The 14,877-nt window shown below is 57.3% G+C and carries 12 protein-coding genes; 4 read left to right on the plus strand and 8 right to left on the minus strand.

The window, feature by feature from the left end; all coding sequences use genetic code 11:
- Window positions 1-57: 57 nt before the first annotated feature.
- The 3 genes from A3850_RS18990 to A3850_RS19000 are packed head-to-tail and all read right to left on the minus strand — an operon-like array spanning window position 58 to window position 3,055.
- The gene (locus A3850_RS18990; RefSeq protein ID WP_076639982.1) at window positions 58-1,212 is read right to left on the minus strand and encodes a cytochrome-c peroxidase; all 1,155 of its coding nucleotides are present in this window, start codon (window positions 1,210-1,212) and stop codon (window positions 58-60) included.
- Complete coding sequence (locus A3850_RS18995) at window positions 1,212-2,291, minus strand: cytochrome-c peroxidase (RefSeq protein ID WP_231915367.1); 1,080 nt, start codon at window positions 2,289-2,291, stop codon at window positions 1,212-1,214. The genes A3850_RS18990 and A3850_RS18995 overlap by 1 nt, the downstream gene beginning before the upstream one ends.
- Window positions 2,292-2,293: 2 nt before the next feature.
- A complete protein-coding gene (locus A3850_RS19000; RefSeq protein WP_068220997.1) occupies window positions 2,294-3,055 on the minus strand; it encodes an MbnP family protein in 762 nt (253 codons plus the stop codon).
- Between the two features lie 293 nt (window positions 3,056-3,348).
- On the opposite strand from A3850_RS19000, the gene A3850_RS19005 reads away from it, so the two are divergent.
- Complete coding sequence (locus A3850_RS19005; RefSeq protein ID WP_068221000.1) at window positions 3,349-3,882, plus strand: flavin reductase family protein; 534 nt, start codon at window positions 3,349-3,351, stop codon at window positions 3,880-3,882.
- Window positions 3,883-4,072: 190 nt separating this feature from the next.
- On the opposite strand, the gene A3850_RS19010 is transcribed toward A3850_RS19005, so the two are convergent.
- From A3850_RS19010 to A3850_RS19020, 3 genes are all read right to left on the minus strand, one after another.
- A complete protein-coding gene (locus A3850_RS19010; protein WP_157501461.1) occupies window positions 4,073-4,534 on the minus strand; it encodes a DUF2141 domain-containing protein in 462 nt (153 codons plus the stop codon).
- Window positions 4,535-4,720: 186 nt separating this feature from the next.
- On the minus strand, window positions 4,721-6,238 hold the full coding sequence (locus A3850_RS19015; protein WP_068221007.1) for a trypsin-like peptidase domain-containing protein: 1,518 nt from the start codon (window positions 6,236-6,238) through the stop codon (window positions 4,721-4,723).
- Between the two features lie 219 nt (window positions 6,239-6,457).
- Window positions 6,458-7,348, minus strand: a complete 891-nt coding sequence (locus tag A3850_RS19020) for an alpha/beta hydrolase-fold protein (protein WP_068221010.1) — start codon at window positions 7,346-7,348, stop codon at window positions 6,458-6,460.
- A 148-nt stretch (window positions 7,349-7,496) separates the two neighbouring features.
- Between A3850_RS19020 and A3850_RS19025 the strand changes: the two genes are divergently transcribed.
- Window positions 7,497-10,511 carry a M1 family metallopeptidase gene (locus tag A3850_RS19025; protein WP_068221013.1) on the plus strand — a complete coding sequence of 1,005 codons (3,015 nt, stop codon included), beginning with the start codon at window positions 7,497-7,499 and terminating at the stop codon, window positions 10,509-10,511.
- 34 nt (window positions 10,512-10,545) lie between these two features.
- Window positions 10,546-11,049 (plus strand): hypothetical protein, encoded by a 504-nt coding sequence (locus tag A3850_RS19030; RefSeq protein ID WP_068221016.1) that lies wholly within the window; start codon window positions 10,546-10,548, stop codon window positions 11,047-11,049.
- Window positions 11,050-11,054: 5 nt separating this feature from the next.
- Here the strand turns inward: A3850_RS19030 and A3850_RS19035 are convergent, their stop codons facing one another.
- Complete coding sequence (locus A3850_RS19035; RefSeq protein ID WP_068221019.1) at window positions 11,055-11,591, minus strand: hypothetical protein; 537 nt, start codon at window positions 11,589-11,591, stop codon at window positions 11,055-11,057.
- 103 nt (window positions 11,592-11,694) lie between these two features.
- Entirely contained in the window at window positions 11,695-12,318 is a 624-nt protein-coding gene (locus tag A3850_RS19040) for a VOC family protein (RefSeq protein WP_068221022.1), read from the minus strand.
- Window positions 12,319-12,719: 401 nt separating this feature from the next.
- Between A3850_RS19040 and A3850_RS19045 the strand changes: the two genes are divergently transcribed.
- A complete protein-coding gene (locus A3850_RS19045; RefSeq protein WP_068221025.1) occupies window positions 12,720-14,849 on the plus strand; it encodes a M43 family zinc metalloprotease in 2,130 nt (709 codons plus the stop codon).
- Window positions 14,850-14,877 lie beyond the last annotated feature (28 nt).

The raw sequence follows: 14,877 nt of genomic DNA on the forward strand, positions 1-14,877 counted from the left end.
ACCGGCGTTTTCGAATGGAATCCAATCCAACATTGTGAAACATAATGCTCACGCGGACTACTGAAAAGGATCAGAAAAATTTGGATTATTTATCAGCGTCTCATCCGTCAGGGATTCCAGAAAGGCTACCAGGGCTGCTTTCTGCCGGTCGGTGATGGGAAAGCCCGTGATATTGGGGTCCTCATTCTCCACCCCGTGCCCACCGGCCGCGTAGTGATCGATGACTTCCTCCAGGGTTGCGAAACGACCATCGTGCATGTAGGGCGCCGTCAAGGCAATATTTCGGAGTGTGGGCGTGCGGAATTTTCCGTTATCGAAGCGGCTACCGGATACGTCACCAAAGCCTTTGTCGGGGAAGTCGTCCAGGTTGGCCACGTCATCCAGGCCGTTATTCTTGAACCGGTCATCACCGAAAGCCGGGGCGTTGTGGCAGTGCCCACAACCGGGGTGGAGGGCACCGAGAGGCACGTCCTCCACGAAGAAAAGGCTGTCCGCGCCCAACTGCTCTTCTTCGGTAAAGAACTCGGTATTCTGATAGACTACCCGGTCGAAATGACTATCCGCCGAGATAATGGTGGACTCAAATTGGGCGATGGCTTTAGCCACCATCTCGCGGTTCAGTTCACTCGGCCGGTCGATACCAAAGGCCGCCCGGAAGCGCCGGCGGTAATCCTCGTGCTTTCGCAAACGGGTAAGGACGTTTTCCCACTCTTCATCCATCTCCAGCATGTTCTCTACCGGGTGAATGGCCTGTTCCCACAATTTACCGGAGCTACCGTCCCAGTTGAATCCGTTGCCATTGAAGACGAGGTTGACCAGCGACATCGCGCTACGGCGCCCTACCCGCCCGTCGATTCCTTCGGCCAGCGCCCGGCCGTCGGTAAAGGCCAGCTCCTGTTTGTGGCATTCGGAGCAGGAGAAGGCGCTATCCCGACCCATGATCTTATCGTAGAATAGTCGGCGACCGAGCTCAATGCCTTCTACCGTCAGTGGATTATCGGCGTCCAGCACCGGCCGGGGCAGGTAGTCGGGGACGTCAACGGCGAAAGCAGTCGGCACGGATGGCCCTTCAATCAACGGGTCGGGATCGGTCACCGGGCAATTCGCGCACGGCACCGGTTCTCCGCCGTTGTCATCGTCATCCGGCCCGCAGGCGGTTACGCTAGCGATGACGAAAAAACCCGCGAAAAGCAGCAGAATCCGGAAGGGCATCACTTGAGTTGAAGTGGTTGGTAAGCGGGATTAGTAACAAAGCTACTGTCCGTCAGGGTTTGCAGGAAGGCGACCAAACCCGCTTTTTCTTCGGGTTTGAGGCCGATGGGCATCACGTTAGCACTTCGGTTTTCGGCGTACCGGCCACCGGTATCGTAATGGTCCACCACTTCCTCGAGGTTGGCCATCCGGCCGTCGTGCATGTAGGGCGCGGTCAGGGCAACGTTGCGGAGGCTGGGCGCCCGAAACAATCCATTTTCGTAGGGGTTGGCGGTGACGGCTCCCCGCCCCTTGTCCTTAAACTTAGTCAGGTCGATCACCTCATCGAGGCCATTATTGAAAAAGCGTTGGTTCGTGAAGTGGGGGGCGGTATGGCAGTGGGCGCACTCTCCGGTGGGGATCTTCCCGAACCACTTCGGTTCTTCGGGCTGGTCACCAAAATCAAAGAAGATGGCGGCGCCCAGTGCTTCGGCCTCCGTGTAGGTAGCCTCGCCCCGCTGTACCCGGTCGTACTTGCTATCGGCGGAAATGAGGCTGCGTTGGAACTGCGCCAGTGCCTTCCCGACGTGGTCCGGGTTTAGCCGGTTAATGTCCGCCAACCCAAAAGCTTCGCGGAAGGCATCCGCGTAAACGGGGTGTCGCCGCAGTTTGGAGATGACGACTGGCCAGCTGCCGCCCATTTCGTTGGGGTCGGCAATGGGGTGCAGGGCCTGGGCCTCGAGGTTGGAAGCCCGGCCGTCCCAAAAGAGGGTTTCGTGGAGGTAGCCGACGTTCGCCAGCCCCGGGCTGTTTCGCCGCCCTACCCTACCGTCAATTCCAATACTACGGGCCTGCCCATCCGCAAAGGCTAACGCTGGCTCGTGGCAACTTCCACAACTGATCGTTGAATCGGACGAAAGGATGGGGTCAAAAAATAAGCGTCTCCCGAGCGCCAGCCCTTCCCGCGTGGTGGGGTTGTCGGCGGGGTAAATGATCTTGGCGAAAGCGTCCGGCTCGGGAATATGCAGTGGGGTAGCCTCCGGCAGCGGTTCACCGCAACCTACCAAGACCAACAGTAATAGACCAAAAGCACCACGCATCCCTAGCGTTCGAGGGTAAATTCATCCGCCAAGCCACTAAATACACTGGTCGCTAAAGCTTGATTACCCCCGTGGACGCGGCGATTGGCCTCCACAGTGATGTCGTAGGTGTCATCGCTGCCACCTAAGGCTTCGAGAATGTCCGTCACAACGGTAAGTTCCTCGGCCCCGTTACCGGTTAGGCGGAAGTCACGGTCCAAGGTCACGGTGCGGTACAGGTCATTGCTTCCCATGTGGATTGTAACGGGGATGTCGAAAATGTCATCTCCCAACAGGTCCGCATTCGCTTCAATTTTGGCGAATACGTAGCGAGTAGCTGCCGTCCAGAACTCGTTGGCGTTCAGTGGGTCGGTGGCGGCGAAATTATTGGGGTCCACGGCGTTCAGCTCCGGTTTCACGCCCAGGCCAAATCGTACCCCAGTGTATTCACCCGTTGGCACGGTAAACGTCCGCGTATCCACATTATCCTCGGTTGCGCTGGCGTAGCGGATCAACTCAATTTCACTGAGCAGCACGGGGTCACCACCATCCGCCGGCAGGAGTTGGAGGTCAGATACGTAGTACTGGAACAGTTGCATTTTTAGCCGGTCACCACCGGGGTAATCGTACGCCTCGCTCTGGATGGCCAGGTCTTCCCCACCAAACTCAGCCGCAAAGTTGATGCTCAGTTCCGTATCGCCGGCCACAATCGGATCCTCATCATCCTCGCAGGATACGAAGGTAAAGGCAAGGGCAAAGAGTAGTAAATAGGTTAGGTGCTTCATAATTTGTTTTGGTTCTGGGTTTAGTTGCGGGTAATACTCCAGTACGTTCTATTACGTCACCATTCGTGGGCGCTGCCGCAGGTGCACAGGAGAAGGGTGAGTAACGAGACTGAACACCAACCAAAGGTAGGCCGTCCCACGAATGACACACCATGAGCAACGGACCAATACCTCGTAATATTGGCAGGAAAGGCCGTTGTGCCGCCCGTAAGACGAATAGCTGGATACGAACATCAGCTCAGTAAACCCAGTTACAATTGGGCATCACATCAGTAAATTATCAAATCCAAACCATGAGCAACCAGACCAATAAAGACCTCAACGAAGCCCTGAAACAACTCACCTACGGCTACTACCTACTCGCCACCCGTGCGGACAGCTCCGAACTCAAGACCCGCGACGAAGACTGGGTCAGCGCCGGCACCGTAAGCTGGGCCACGCAGTCCAGTTTTGAGCCTCCCTACATCACGGTCGCCATCCAGAAGGACAGCAACCTGAACGAAACCATCCAGAAGAGCCAGGTATTCTCCCTCACCGTCCTTGGTAAGGACGAGCGGGAACTAATCGAACGCTTCGCCGAGAATACGGACGTCGACTACTCCAACAACAAAGTAAATGGCATCAGCTACCGCGAAGGTGAATCTGGCGCTCCCCTCCTCGACTGCGGCGTAGCTACCCTCGAATGTAAATTGGAGGACGCCCTTACCACGAGTGGCGACCATTTACTCTTCGTCGGCCGCGTGGTAAACGCCAGCACCAACGGTAAGGACCCCATCACCGAACGGGAAGCCCGTTTCGAGTATGCCGGCGTCTCCCCCCGCAGCTAAGACTGATTAAGTTGATTAGCGATCAATTGGCCGCGCAAATTCATTCTCTTGGAGGGTGGAATTTGCGCGGCCTTTTTTGTTTTCTAGGATAGGACTTTCCGGCAGGAGGGGACTCTAGATGTTAGATTTTAGAAGAAAGACCGCACCGGACACAGACAACCGGTGCCATTATAGGTAATGCTTCGGTCGCCTAAATCATCCGTAGCCGCAGCGTTGTAGTTTCCAGGTCCTCCTCCATCCGGAACTTCGTTTCGCTGAAGGTGGGCAGCCGCAAGCGAGTGATGGCTTCGCCACTGAAGGCCCAGGGTTCGGAGGGCAAACCCAGCCAGTTGCGGTTCATTTCGCCGTCGTTATCCACGTCATGGAAGATCGCCAGGGAGTATTCCTGACCAATCGTAAGGGCGGGGAGGTCGATGTACGTTGTCCCCGACGCTGTCACTTTTACGCCGACCAATTCGGCTTTCTCCTTGATTAGGAAGTTGTCATCCCCCGTGTAGATGCCCACCCAGATCATGCCCGTCTTTTCTTTCACGTTCGTCACCTCGAGACGCAAGGGTTGTGAGCGGGGAGGGTCCACGGCAATCATATCATTAGGCTGAGCCGCACCCGAAAGCAGGGGAAGGAATACAGACCAACAAAGCAGGAGGATCAATTTTTTCACGGTACTGGAAGGACGCTTATTCAGCAAGGAGAGTTGCGGACAAATGGTTCATCCGCCAGCCTTATGTCTTGGTACGACAAAATAAAAGTAGCCACCCCCAATTATTTGGAGATGGCTACAAACATAATAGCGAGCTATTGAATCGGGTTGACCTGCGGCCGCCCTTAGAACAGTCCGTTACTTGATCACGGCAAATTGTTCCTTGCGGTTGGGAGTATCCTGGTGCACCCCTTCCAGCGAGATCGGTCCGCTCGCTCCAGAGAGGGCACGATCCACATCCTTAATACTACGAACAGTCCGGCCGTCAATTTTTTGTACGACGAAGCCGGGTCGGATGCGCGTCTGCTCAGCCACCAGACCTTCGTTGATCTTACGGATAACCACGCCGCCGTCAATACCCAGGTCTTCGGCCTGACCTTCGCTTAGTTCAACGAATTCGGCGCCCAGTTTCTGCGTTTCGCGGGCGGCTACCGGACGGCTCACCGAGCCGGACCCACCTTCCGTGTTTTGCAGTTTCGCCTGGGCGGTGCGAGCATCGCCATCCCGTTCGTAGCTTAGGGTGACGACGTCACCGGGGCGGCGGCGGCCCAATTGCTCGAGGAGTTCGCTGTTGCGGAGGGTCGTGACACCGTCAACACCAACGATGACGTCGCCTTCCTGCAGGCCAGCTTCTTCGGCGGCGCTACCGGAGATGACGTCGGATACGTACACACCATTGTCGCGGTCAATACCCAGTTCTTTGGCAAAACCAGTATTCAGCTCACGAATCTTGGCACCGAGGAGGCCCCGCTGTACGATGCCGAACTCGCGCAAGTCTTCGGTCACCTTCTTCACGATGGCGGAGGGGACGGCAAAACTGTAGCCCGCGAATACACCCGTAGGGCTAGAGATGGCCGTATTGATACCCACCAGGTTTCCGTTGATGTCGACCAAAGCGCCACCGGAGTTACCGGGGTTTACAACGGCATCCGTTTGGATGAAGGATTCGATGGCGAGGTCGCCACCACTCTGGCGGACGATGTCGATGCTCCGACCTTTTGCGGATACGATGCCGGCGGTGACGGTGCTCGTCAGGCTGAAGGGGTTGCCTACGGCTACTACCCAATCACCAATTTTGAGGGCATCACTATTGGCAAAATCTACCGTAGGAAGTTGGTCGGCATCAATTTTAATCAAAGCGATATCCGTCGTTGGGTCAACGCCAATGATCTCGGCGTCGTAGGTCCGCTGATCGTTGAGGACGACCTCAAGCTCTTCGGCGTCCTCTACCACGTGGTTATTGGTAGCGATGTAGCCATCCGCGCTGATGATAACGCCGGAGCCGGAGCCCTGCTGCAGGCGGTCGGGCATCTGCCCGCCACCACGGGGGCCACCGAAGAGATCCCGGAAGCCGGGAGGTAGCTGATTGGGGTCGATCTGCATTTCGCCGCGGCTACCGCTTGCTTTCTTACTGGCTTTGATGTGGACGACTGCGGGAAGTGTTTTCTCGGCGGCTACGCTAAATCCTGCGGCGGGGGCAGGTGCCACGGTGCCGGAGTTGCCGGAGGGATCTGCGTAGCGGGCAAAATTAGTCGCCGGCTTACTTTCCAGTTCAACGTATTTAACGGATTGGTTCCAGCCAAAATACTGGGCGCCGCCGAGTGCAGCAAGGCCACCCACAATGGCGGCCAGCACGACGAAGAGTAGCTTTTTCATGTTGATAGTTTTGGGGTAAAAGGAAGGAATTATTGGAACGCATACGCAGTGGTCATTCGTTCGCAATTCACGCTTCTAAGACGATCTACCCTTTGATTTGGTTGGCCCGCTTAACTTTCGTTAACGCTGCTTAACCCGGATTGCGGCAAGGACCAGCTGAATAGTGGTATAGCCTGCCTTCACGGCCTCAATTGGTACGTTGTATTTAAGACCAGACCATTACAAAACAATCCACGGATAAGCCTCCGCAAATGACTGGCGCCAGGTGATGTGCCAGTGCCCCAACCCTTCGTAGACGGTCAACTTGCGGTTATCCGCCGAAATGCCTGCTGCGGCGAGCCGATCATGGGCCTTCTGCGCCAGTGGCACCATTGGTGCTTCCAATTCTCCCACGGAGACGAAGACTTTCTTGTTGCTCAGGTCGCCATTGGGCTCCATCGCCAAAAGGCGCTCTTCGTCGACCCACATGGAGGGGGACTGAATTAGGGCGACGCCGAAAGTTTCGGGGTGGCTCATGATGGCGTAGTAGGCCATCATACCACTGCGGGAAATACCTCCAATGGTAGTGTGTTCGGGTGCCGGGAGGGTGCGGAAATTGGCATCTACCCAGGGTTTGAACTCCTTACAGAACCAATTCATGTAAGCTTCTCCGTGGGCCTGAGGGATATCGCTGGTTGGCCAGGGCGTGTATTCCCCGTCGCGGTCCTCGGCGGATTCCAGGCCAATTACGATGGCTCCGCGCCCACCGGCGTTCACGGTGGAGTCGATCACCTCATCTACCCGCCATTCTTCGGATTCATTCTCCAGCTCATTGAATGCACCGTCACCATCCATGAAATAGATTACCGGGTAGCTGATGGAGTCGTTTTCGCGGTACCCCGGTGGGAGGTATACGTGAACCGTCCGTTTGCTGTTCTGATAGGGGATCAGGATGGAATCCCGTAGGACGGTTACGTTTTCGGAAGCGGTATTAGTGGCCTGCGCCATGAATTCAGCGTGGCTGCGTTCCCACTGGTAGTCGTGGTATTTACGTTGCCCGTACCGAAAAGCAAAGTAGCTGAGTGCAGGAATGACTACAAAAAACAGGAGAAGGCGAAGCGTCTTTTTCATTAGGTGGTTGATTACAATGGAAAGAATACAAGTTATACCGTCAAACCCAAAGACCTAGCATTAGCAATAGGGTTGCATCCTACTCCGAGATTAGACTAACCTGCCCTCAGCACCTACACCCTATTTTCGCCCTACCAAAATCCGACGCATGCGCCTGTTTTCGTTTCTTTTCATCTGGGCCTGGGCCCTTCCCCTATTCGGCCAGGCCTACTTCCAGCAGGACGTAGCCTACGACATCAAGGTGACGCTCAACGACGAAACGGATGAGTTGAACGGGCAACTTACCCTCGAGTATACCAATAATTCGCCCGACGTCCTGGCGGCGATCCCTTTCCACATTTGGCCCAACGCCTACTCCAGCGATGCCTCGGCGTTTGCCAAACAAATGCTGCGCAACGGCAACACGAAGTTTCACTTTGCCGACGCCAGCAAGCGCGGTGAACTGGATGGCCTCAATTTTACCGTCGACGGCCAACCCGCTCCGCACCGCCCGGATGAGGAACACCTCGATATTGTACACCTCCCCCTCCCCTCCCCCCTCGCGCCCGGGGCAAGGGCGACCATCCGTACACCCTTCCGCGTCAACATCCCCAACAGTTTTTCTCGCCTGGGTCACGTTGGGGATTCCTACCAGATGACGCAGTGGTACCCCAAGCCGGCCGTCTACGATCGGGACGGCTGGCACGCCATGCCCTACCTGGATCAGGGAGAATTCTACTCCGAATTCGGCTCCTTTCGCGTCAGCATCACCTTACCGGAAAACTACGTCGTTGGAGCAACCGGCACACTAGTGGAAGCCAGCGAAAGAACCTGGCTACTCGCCCGGGCGAACGACGGTCTTGAACGAATGCTTCAATCCAACTACGGAATCACCCGCAGCGAGGAGGAGAGCGAACCCTTCCCCCCTTCTTCGGACCGTACCAAGACCATTACTTACGTCGCGGACCGCGTCCACGATTTCGCCTGGTTTGCGGATAAACGCTTCAACGTATTGCACGATACGCTCCACCTGCCCGGGGTGGAGGAGCCCATCGACGTTTGGTCCATGTTCACCGAAACGGAGATCGATCTTTGGTCGCGGAGCATCGAATACCTTAAGCGGTCCACCCGCTTCTACTCCGAGAAAGTGGGCACTTACCCTTACCCCCAGGTTACCGGCGTTCAATCCGCTCTTTCCGCCGGCGCGGGGATGGAGTACCCGATGATCACCGTCATCGGCTTGAGCTACAGTGGCCGCTCGCTCGACGAGGTGCTGGCCCACGAGGTCGGCCACAACTGGTTCTACGGCATCCTCGGCAGCAATGAGCGGGACAGCCCCTGGATGGACGAGGGCTTCAACAGCTACTACGAAGCCCGCTACATGGATACCTTTTACGAACCGAACGACGTCGAACTTCCGCTCGTCGGATCACTTGACCTTAACCGGACGGGTTACCAGTACCTCGCCCGCCAGGGCCGGGACCAGGCACCGGACACCGATTCCGACAGCCTCAGCCAGTTCAATTATTGGATCCAGGCCTACAGCAAGCCCGCCATGGCGTTGCAGGAGTTGGAGGCCTTCATCGGGCGGGAACGGCTTGACGAAGCGATGCGGACCTATTTCGACCGCTGGTCCTTCCGCCATCCCCAGCCGGAGGATGTCTTTTCGGTATTCGAAGAAGTCCTCGGCCCGGAGGTATCGCCGTGGTTCACCCAGGCGATGACCACCACGCTGACGTCCGATTGGAAGGTAAGCAGGTTGGCCGATGGGCAATCCGCGCTGTCCCATTCCGGTCCTCGCTCCGCACCCGCGGCAGCGCAAAAAGAGACACTGACGGGAGAAAAAATTGGGCTTCCTCCAGTGCTCCCAAAAAATGATGCTGTGTTGGAAGCCGGTGAAGACGCAGTGGCGGTCGTGCTTCCCGCAGATGACAACCCGCTTGATCTGAAGATTGGTAATAACCGCTCCGGAGCCCGAAAATTGGCTCTCGGATTAGGGATTGGCGCTGAGAGCGCCGAGCGGGCCCGGGTGTACCTGCTACCCATTATAGGGTACAACATTCACGATGGCGTGCAGGCAGGATTGGTGGCGCACAACCGTGGTTTTGAGCCGAAGACCTTCGAGTGGATGGTTGCGCCGCTGTACGGGTTCGGGAGTAGCCAACTCAATGGTTTTGGCGGAGGGCGCTACCGGATCACGCGGCCCTTCAATGGCGTCCGGCAGGTACTCCTGAGCGCGGGGACGCAGCGGTTTAGCGACTTCACGCTGGCCCGAACGGAGGAGGCTTATAGCTACCAACGCACCGCGCTGAAGGCCGCATTTGAGTTCGACAATCCTCCCATTACCCAGCGAGAATCCTCCGTATTTGCCCAGGCCATCTACCTAGCCAAAGACCGGGCGGAATTCGATGGTTCGCCGGAACCCGCAGGCATGCGTACGGAGACCAACCTCTTTCTACGCCTCGGTTATCAGGCGGAGATCAAACGAGAAATCACGCCCCTCGCCTACGCGCTGACGCTGGAGTATAAAGACCGCGATGACCAGCAGCCGGAAGCCTTTGAGACCGACCATTTACGGTTGGACCTGACGGTGGAGGGTGGCTACCAGTACGAGGCCAACCACTTCTTCCGCTGGCGCGTATTCGGCGGCTACTTCCTGGCTAATGACCTGCGCGAGCAGGCGAATTACCCGGAGTCCGCACTCAGCCTGGTGGATAACGCCGACAGCGATTACCGGCGCGACGGGCTCTACTTCGGCCGCAACGTTGGGCCCAACCAAAACAGCTGGCCGGACCAGCAACTCGGCCGCCGCCAGGGGGGATTCCGGGCGCCCATCAGTTCTTCGTTCACGGCTTTCCAGAGTAACGATTTCATGCTGGCGGCCAACCTGGACGTAGACCTGCCGCTGGGTGAGCTGCCCGTCCCACTGGGCGTCTTCCTCGACGCTGGGTACTACGGTTTCCGTGCGACGACCTCCGACCCGACCTCCGGCACCCTGAGCTGGGTGGGCGGCGCTGCACTGACGGCGTTGGACGGTCGCGTTGGGCTGTACCTACCCCTGGTGGCGGACCCGGACACGAAATTCCTATTGGAGCAACGGGGCAACTTGCTGGACCGAGTTAGTTTCCGCCTCAACTTGGAAGGGTGGCTACCGTGGAAGTGGGTGGACGGCATCATCCGGTAGCGCTTGCTGCACCACGAATTGTTACCTTCGCGGCATGACTTTAGGAGATCTCTTTCAGTACGCAACGGACCACCCGGCGCACGTTTTGTTTTACTTCCTCATCATTCCCTTCGCCGCGTTGCTGGCGGGCTGGATGGAGCGGGAAGAAGGGCACCTACCGCCGTGGAATTACCTGTTCAGCACGCTGATCTACCTGGTCGCCATCCCGGCCATCCTCTCCTTCGCCTACTCTGCCTACCGCTGGTTTTTTGACCGGCAGGCGATTGACAATACCAACCTATTGCTGCAGGTGCTGCCCGTAGCGAGTATGGCGGTGACTTTCTTCATCGTCAAACGCCACGTCAAAGTGGATACCCTGCCCGGTTTTGGCCGCCTGAGCGGCATGGTGATGATGATCTTCGCTACGATGGTCATCATGTGGTTCCTGGACCGGTTCCGCATCATCGGCTTCACCTTCATTCCGTTCCAGTACCTGCTGCTGATCTTCCTGGTCCTCCTCTTCGCCATCCGTTACGGGTGGAAACGGATCGGGTCCTAAGCAAGCTACTTTCGTTGTACCAGCCGTAAGTAATCGTTGATCGTGATGGTCGCGTAGTCACGAGCGAGCCCGGGGAAGGCCACCAAGGTATCGCCGCCGGTGACCCAGTTGATCTCCCGGTTGGTCGTCAGGTGGTGCTTCAGTTGTTCCGCGTTGTCGTAGCTCAAGCGGGCGGGTAGGCTCACAGCGTTCGTGCCTTTGGGCGACGTAATTAGTAATTCTACTTTGCCGGAGGGGCCGGCCGGCCCTTGTTGCGTGCGGGTATGTAGCTCCAGGAAAGCCTGGTCTTCCAACCAATTATCGTAGATCACCGGCAGGAGGGTGGCGTCCGAGTCGTAGAGATCATCGTGGGTGAAGTGGTTGCCACGGTCACCACCATCTAGCACCCGGTAGTCCGCCTGCCGGGTGTTCTTGAAGAAGAGGTAGTTGGGGTCGGGCACGAAACTTTCGCCCTTGGCGGCACGGCGGGCCTTGGTGTTGCCATCGCAACCCAACGTGCACAGGCAAAGACAGGCAAATAGGGCAAGAACGAAGTACTGCATAGTCGTATTTATAAAGGTGTTATTCGTCAGCTAAAGATTTAGGCGCACTGAACTAAGGTTTGGCGCTGCCGCAGGTGCCGACAAATGGGTAGGAGGAAACCGCTCAGGTAAGGATTACCCGTTGACCCTGCGGACCGATTAGCGTGGCCGTTAAATTAGCCGTAGAGGAATTGTGAAAAGACAAGCCAGCGCTACCACCGAGGGTAGCCAAGTTGCTGACGTTAGGTCCGGAGACGGCGAGACGTTGCAGCACCACCCCCTGGTCCGGCAAATTGTGCGCCGGCGTCGAGCCACCCAGCCAGTCGATAAGGAAAGGTTGGGGAGAAATGAGGGGCGTGGCACCGGGGTCGGTCAGTTTCCAGTGGAGGGTAGACCCATCGGCCCGGGTGCGGCTGCCCGCCTCGAAAGGTTGGTTGGTAATGGGTTGGCCGTCTTCGCCGGTGAGAATTGCTCCATCAGTGACGGCCCAGGCCCAGCGGGTGAGGCGGCCGCTGGTCGTGACCGGTAGGCCATCCGTTCCCATCCAGCGGGGTTGCAGGTTAGGGTCGGCACTGGGGTCGGCGGCCAGTAATTCCAAATAGGTATTGGGGCCAATCCGGAGCAGGCGGTTCATCGTCCCCCGATTGAGGTGGCGACCGACATCCGAAAAGGTGACGTGAAGCGCTACCTCCAGCAAGGCAGTGGTTGCCGCTAGATCGTGGGTGACGTAAACGAGGTGATCGATCATATAATTAGGATGACGTAGATGCTAAATAAAGAAAGCTGCACCTGGTTGTTGGCTGGCGATAAATTTTAATGGGAGCACTAAAAAGCAGCAGGAGCGCATACCGATCTCAAACAAAATACTTACGCTCGATCGCTCTGCCGTACAATCGACGGAGACAGTCAAGTCCCGAGCGAATTAATCATCTGGATGACGCATCGCGACAAAATTTACGTAGTTTGCAGCGTCTTAACTTTTTCACTTGCTTTCACGTCACCCCGCATTTGGGTCGATCGTACTAACTGGAACACCAAATCTTACTAACGGTATTATAAAATTCCCGGATGGTCTCCGGCGGATTTGCGGTGCCGTTTTGTCTTGCACGACTGGTTACTACGTGAAGACGTGGAGCGTAATCAACTCCTATGTCTAATAGCTTTACCAAATTACTTTTTCTGTTACTCGCAACGTTCGGCCTGTCGTTAACCGTGACGGCCCAGCGTAACTGTGGTTCGATGGACGTCCTCGAACAACAGATCCAGGCGGACCCCGCGCGGGCCGCTAACCTCGAAGCCCTCGAGAAATTCACTCGGTCCTTTAAGGTTCAGGAAGGTCAGAAGGCCATTCTCACCATCCCCGTCGTGGTGCACGTAGTCTACCGGACCAACACTGAGAACATCTCCCTCAGCCAGATCCAGAGCCAGATGCAGGTGCTCAATGATGACTTCCGCCGCCTCAACGCGGATGCCGACGGCCGTTGGTCACAAGCCGCCGACACGGAGATCGAATTCTGCCTCGCGACGGTGGACCCGAACGGGAACGCAACGGATGGCATCATCCGGAAATCCACCAACGTAAATGGCTTCGGTACGAATGATGCCGTAAAACGCGCCAGCTCCGGCGGCTCCAATGCCTGGCCGGCAGCCGACTACATGAATATGTGGGTCTGTAACGTCGGTGGTGGCATCCTCGGCTACGCCCAGTTCCCCGGCGGCCCCGCCGCTACGGACGGCGTGGTGATGGATTACCGCTACTTCGGCACGGTGGGCACGGCGACGGCGCCCTTCAACCTGGGCCGGACGGCTACTCACGAGGTGGGCCACTACCTCAACCTACGCCACATCTGGGGCGACGGTGGTTGTGGTGCCAGCGACTTCGTCAGTGACACGCCCGATAGCGACGGCCCCAACTACGGTTGCCAGCCCAACAGCGCGGGTTGCGGCACTACGGATATGGTCCAGAATTACATGGATTACTCCGATGACGGCTGTATGAATCTCTTTACGGCCGGGCAGCGGAACCGGATGCAGGCGGCCCTCCAGGGCTCCCGCTCCAGCCTTCTATCTTCCGGCGCCTGCGGAACGCCCGGTGGCGGCGGCGGCGGCGGTGGCAGCTGTACAGATACCGAGGTAACCCTTACCCTCATTACGGACCGTTATGCTTCCGAGACTTCCTGGACGCTGACGGGCCCCGGTGGCGTCGTGGCTTCTGGCTCCGGCTACAGCAACAGCACCTCGAATACGGAAACCTTCTGCCTGCCCGACGGCTGTTACGACTTCACGATCAACGATAGCTACGGCGACGGTATCTGCTGTGCTTACGGCAATGGCTCATACGCCCTTTCCGGTGGCGGCGTCAATGAATCCGGCGGCAGCTTCGGTTCCACTGAGACTAAGAGCTTCTGCGTGGGTGGCGGTGGCGGCCCGACCCCTACCTGTAATGATGGTGTACAAAATGGCGACGAAACCGGTGTTGATTGTGGTGGCTCCTGCACACCCTGTAATACCGGCGGTGGCGGTTGCTCCGACGTCACGTTGACCTCGGACAACTTCGAATCCAACTACGGCAACTGGAACGACGGTGGTTCGGATTGCGTCCGCAGTACCATCCGCCCCATTCAGGGTGCCCGGAGCGTTTACCTCCGCGATAACACCTCTACGTCCGTACTAACTTCCGATCCGCTGGACCTCCGCGATTTCGAAGAGTTGACGGTGGACTTTAGCTACTACCCTTACTCAATGGAAAACGGCGAAGACTTCTGGCTCCAGATCGATAACGGCAGCGGCTTCCAGACCGTCGCTACCTGGGCACGGGGAACGGACTTTAACAACAATACGCTCTACCAGGAATCAGTGACGGTAACGGGTAACTTCGGTGCCAACGTCCGGGTACGCTTCCGCTGTGACGCTTCCGGGAACCGGGACTACGTCCACCTGGACAACATCGTACTCGGTGGTTGCGCCAACGGCAATGCTCGCCGTATTCCGATGCGCTCGCCCTCCACTGACTTTGAGCCGGCAGAATCCGACGACTTTACGGAGGATATTTCCATCAACGTGTACCCGAACCCCGCCCGGGGTGCCTTTACGGTAGACGTGAACGAGGGAGGCCTGCAGGCTCACCTCACGGATATTTCCGGCCGTCTGCTACTGAAAGCGCAGTTGACGGAAGGCACGAACCGCATTGAAGCCGGCGATCTGGCCGAAGGCATCTACCTCCTCGTCGTGGAAGATGGTGACGGCTTCCGCGAGGTGACGAAGGTGGTGCTGCGGTAACCCGGAGTAACCAAGCCTTCACCTTCGG

The sequence above is a fragment of the Lewinella sp. 4G2 genome (assembly GCF_001625015.1).
Classification (GTDB): domain Bacteria; phylum Bacteroidota; class Bacteroidia; order Chitinophagales; family Saprospiraceae; genus Neolewinella.

What these genes read in the sequence shown, in the direction of transcription:
- A3850_RS18990 (WP_076639982.1), bottom strand. Translation starts at nt 1,212, where the DNA reads ATGCCCTTCCGGATTCTGCTGCTTTTCGCGGGTTTTTTCGTCATCGCT.
- A3850_RS18995 (WP_231915367.1), bottom strand. Translation starts at nt 2,291, where the DNA reads ATGCGTGGTGCTTTTGGTCTATTACTGTTGGTCTTGGTAGGTTGCGGT.
- A3850_RS19000 (WP_068220997.1), bottom strand. Translation starts at nt 3,055, where the DNA reads ATGAAGCACCTAACCTATTTACTACTCTTTGCCCTTGCCTTTACCTTC.
- A3850_RS19005 (WP_068221000.1), top strand. Translation starts at nt 3,349, where the DNA reads ATGAGCAACCAGACCAATAAAGACCTCAACGAAGCCCTGAAACAACTC.
- A3850_RS19015 (WP_068221007.1), bottom strand. Translation starts at nt 6,238, where the DNA reads ATGAAAAAGCTACTCTTCGTCGTGCTGGCCGCCATTGTGGGTGGCCTT.
- A3850_RS19020 (WP_068221010.1), bottom strand. Translation starts at nt 7,348, where the DNA reads ATGAAAAAGACGCTTCGCCTTCTCCTGTTTTTTGTAGTCATTCCTGCA.
- A3850_RS19025 (WP_068221013.1), top strand. Translation starts at nt 7,497, where the DNA reads ATGCGCCTGTTTTCGTTTCTTTTCATCTGGGCCTGGGCCCTTCCCCTA.
- A3850_RS19030 (WP_068221016.1), top strand. Translation starts at nt 10,546, where the DNA reads ATGACTTTAGGAGATCTCTTTCAGTACGCAACGGACCACCCGGCGCAC.
- A3850_RS19035 (WP_068221019.1), bottom strand. Translation starts at nt 11,591, where the DNA reads ATGCAGTACTTCGTTCTTGCCCTATTTGCCTGTCTTTGCCTGTGCACG.
- A3850_RS19040 (WP_068221022.1), bottom strand. Translation starts at nt 12,318, where the DNA reads ATGATCGATCACCTCGTTTACGTCACCCACGATCTAGCGGCAACCACT.
- A3850_RS19045 (WP_068221025.1), top strand. Translation starts at nt 12,720, where the DNA reads ATGTCTAATAGCTTTACCAAATTACTTTTTCTGTTACTCGCAACGTTC.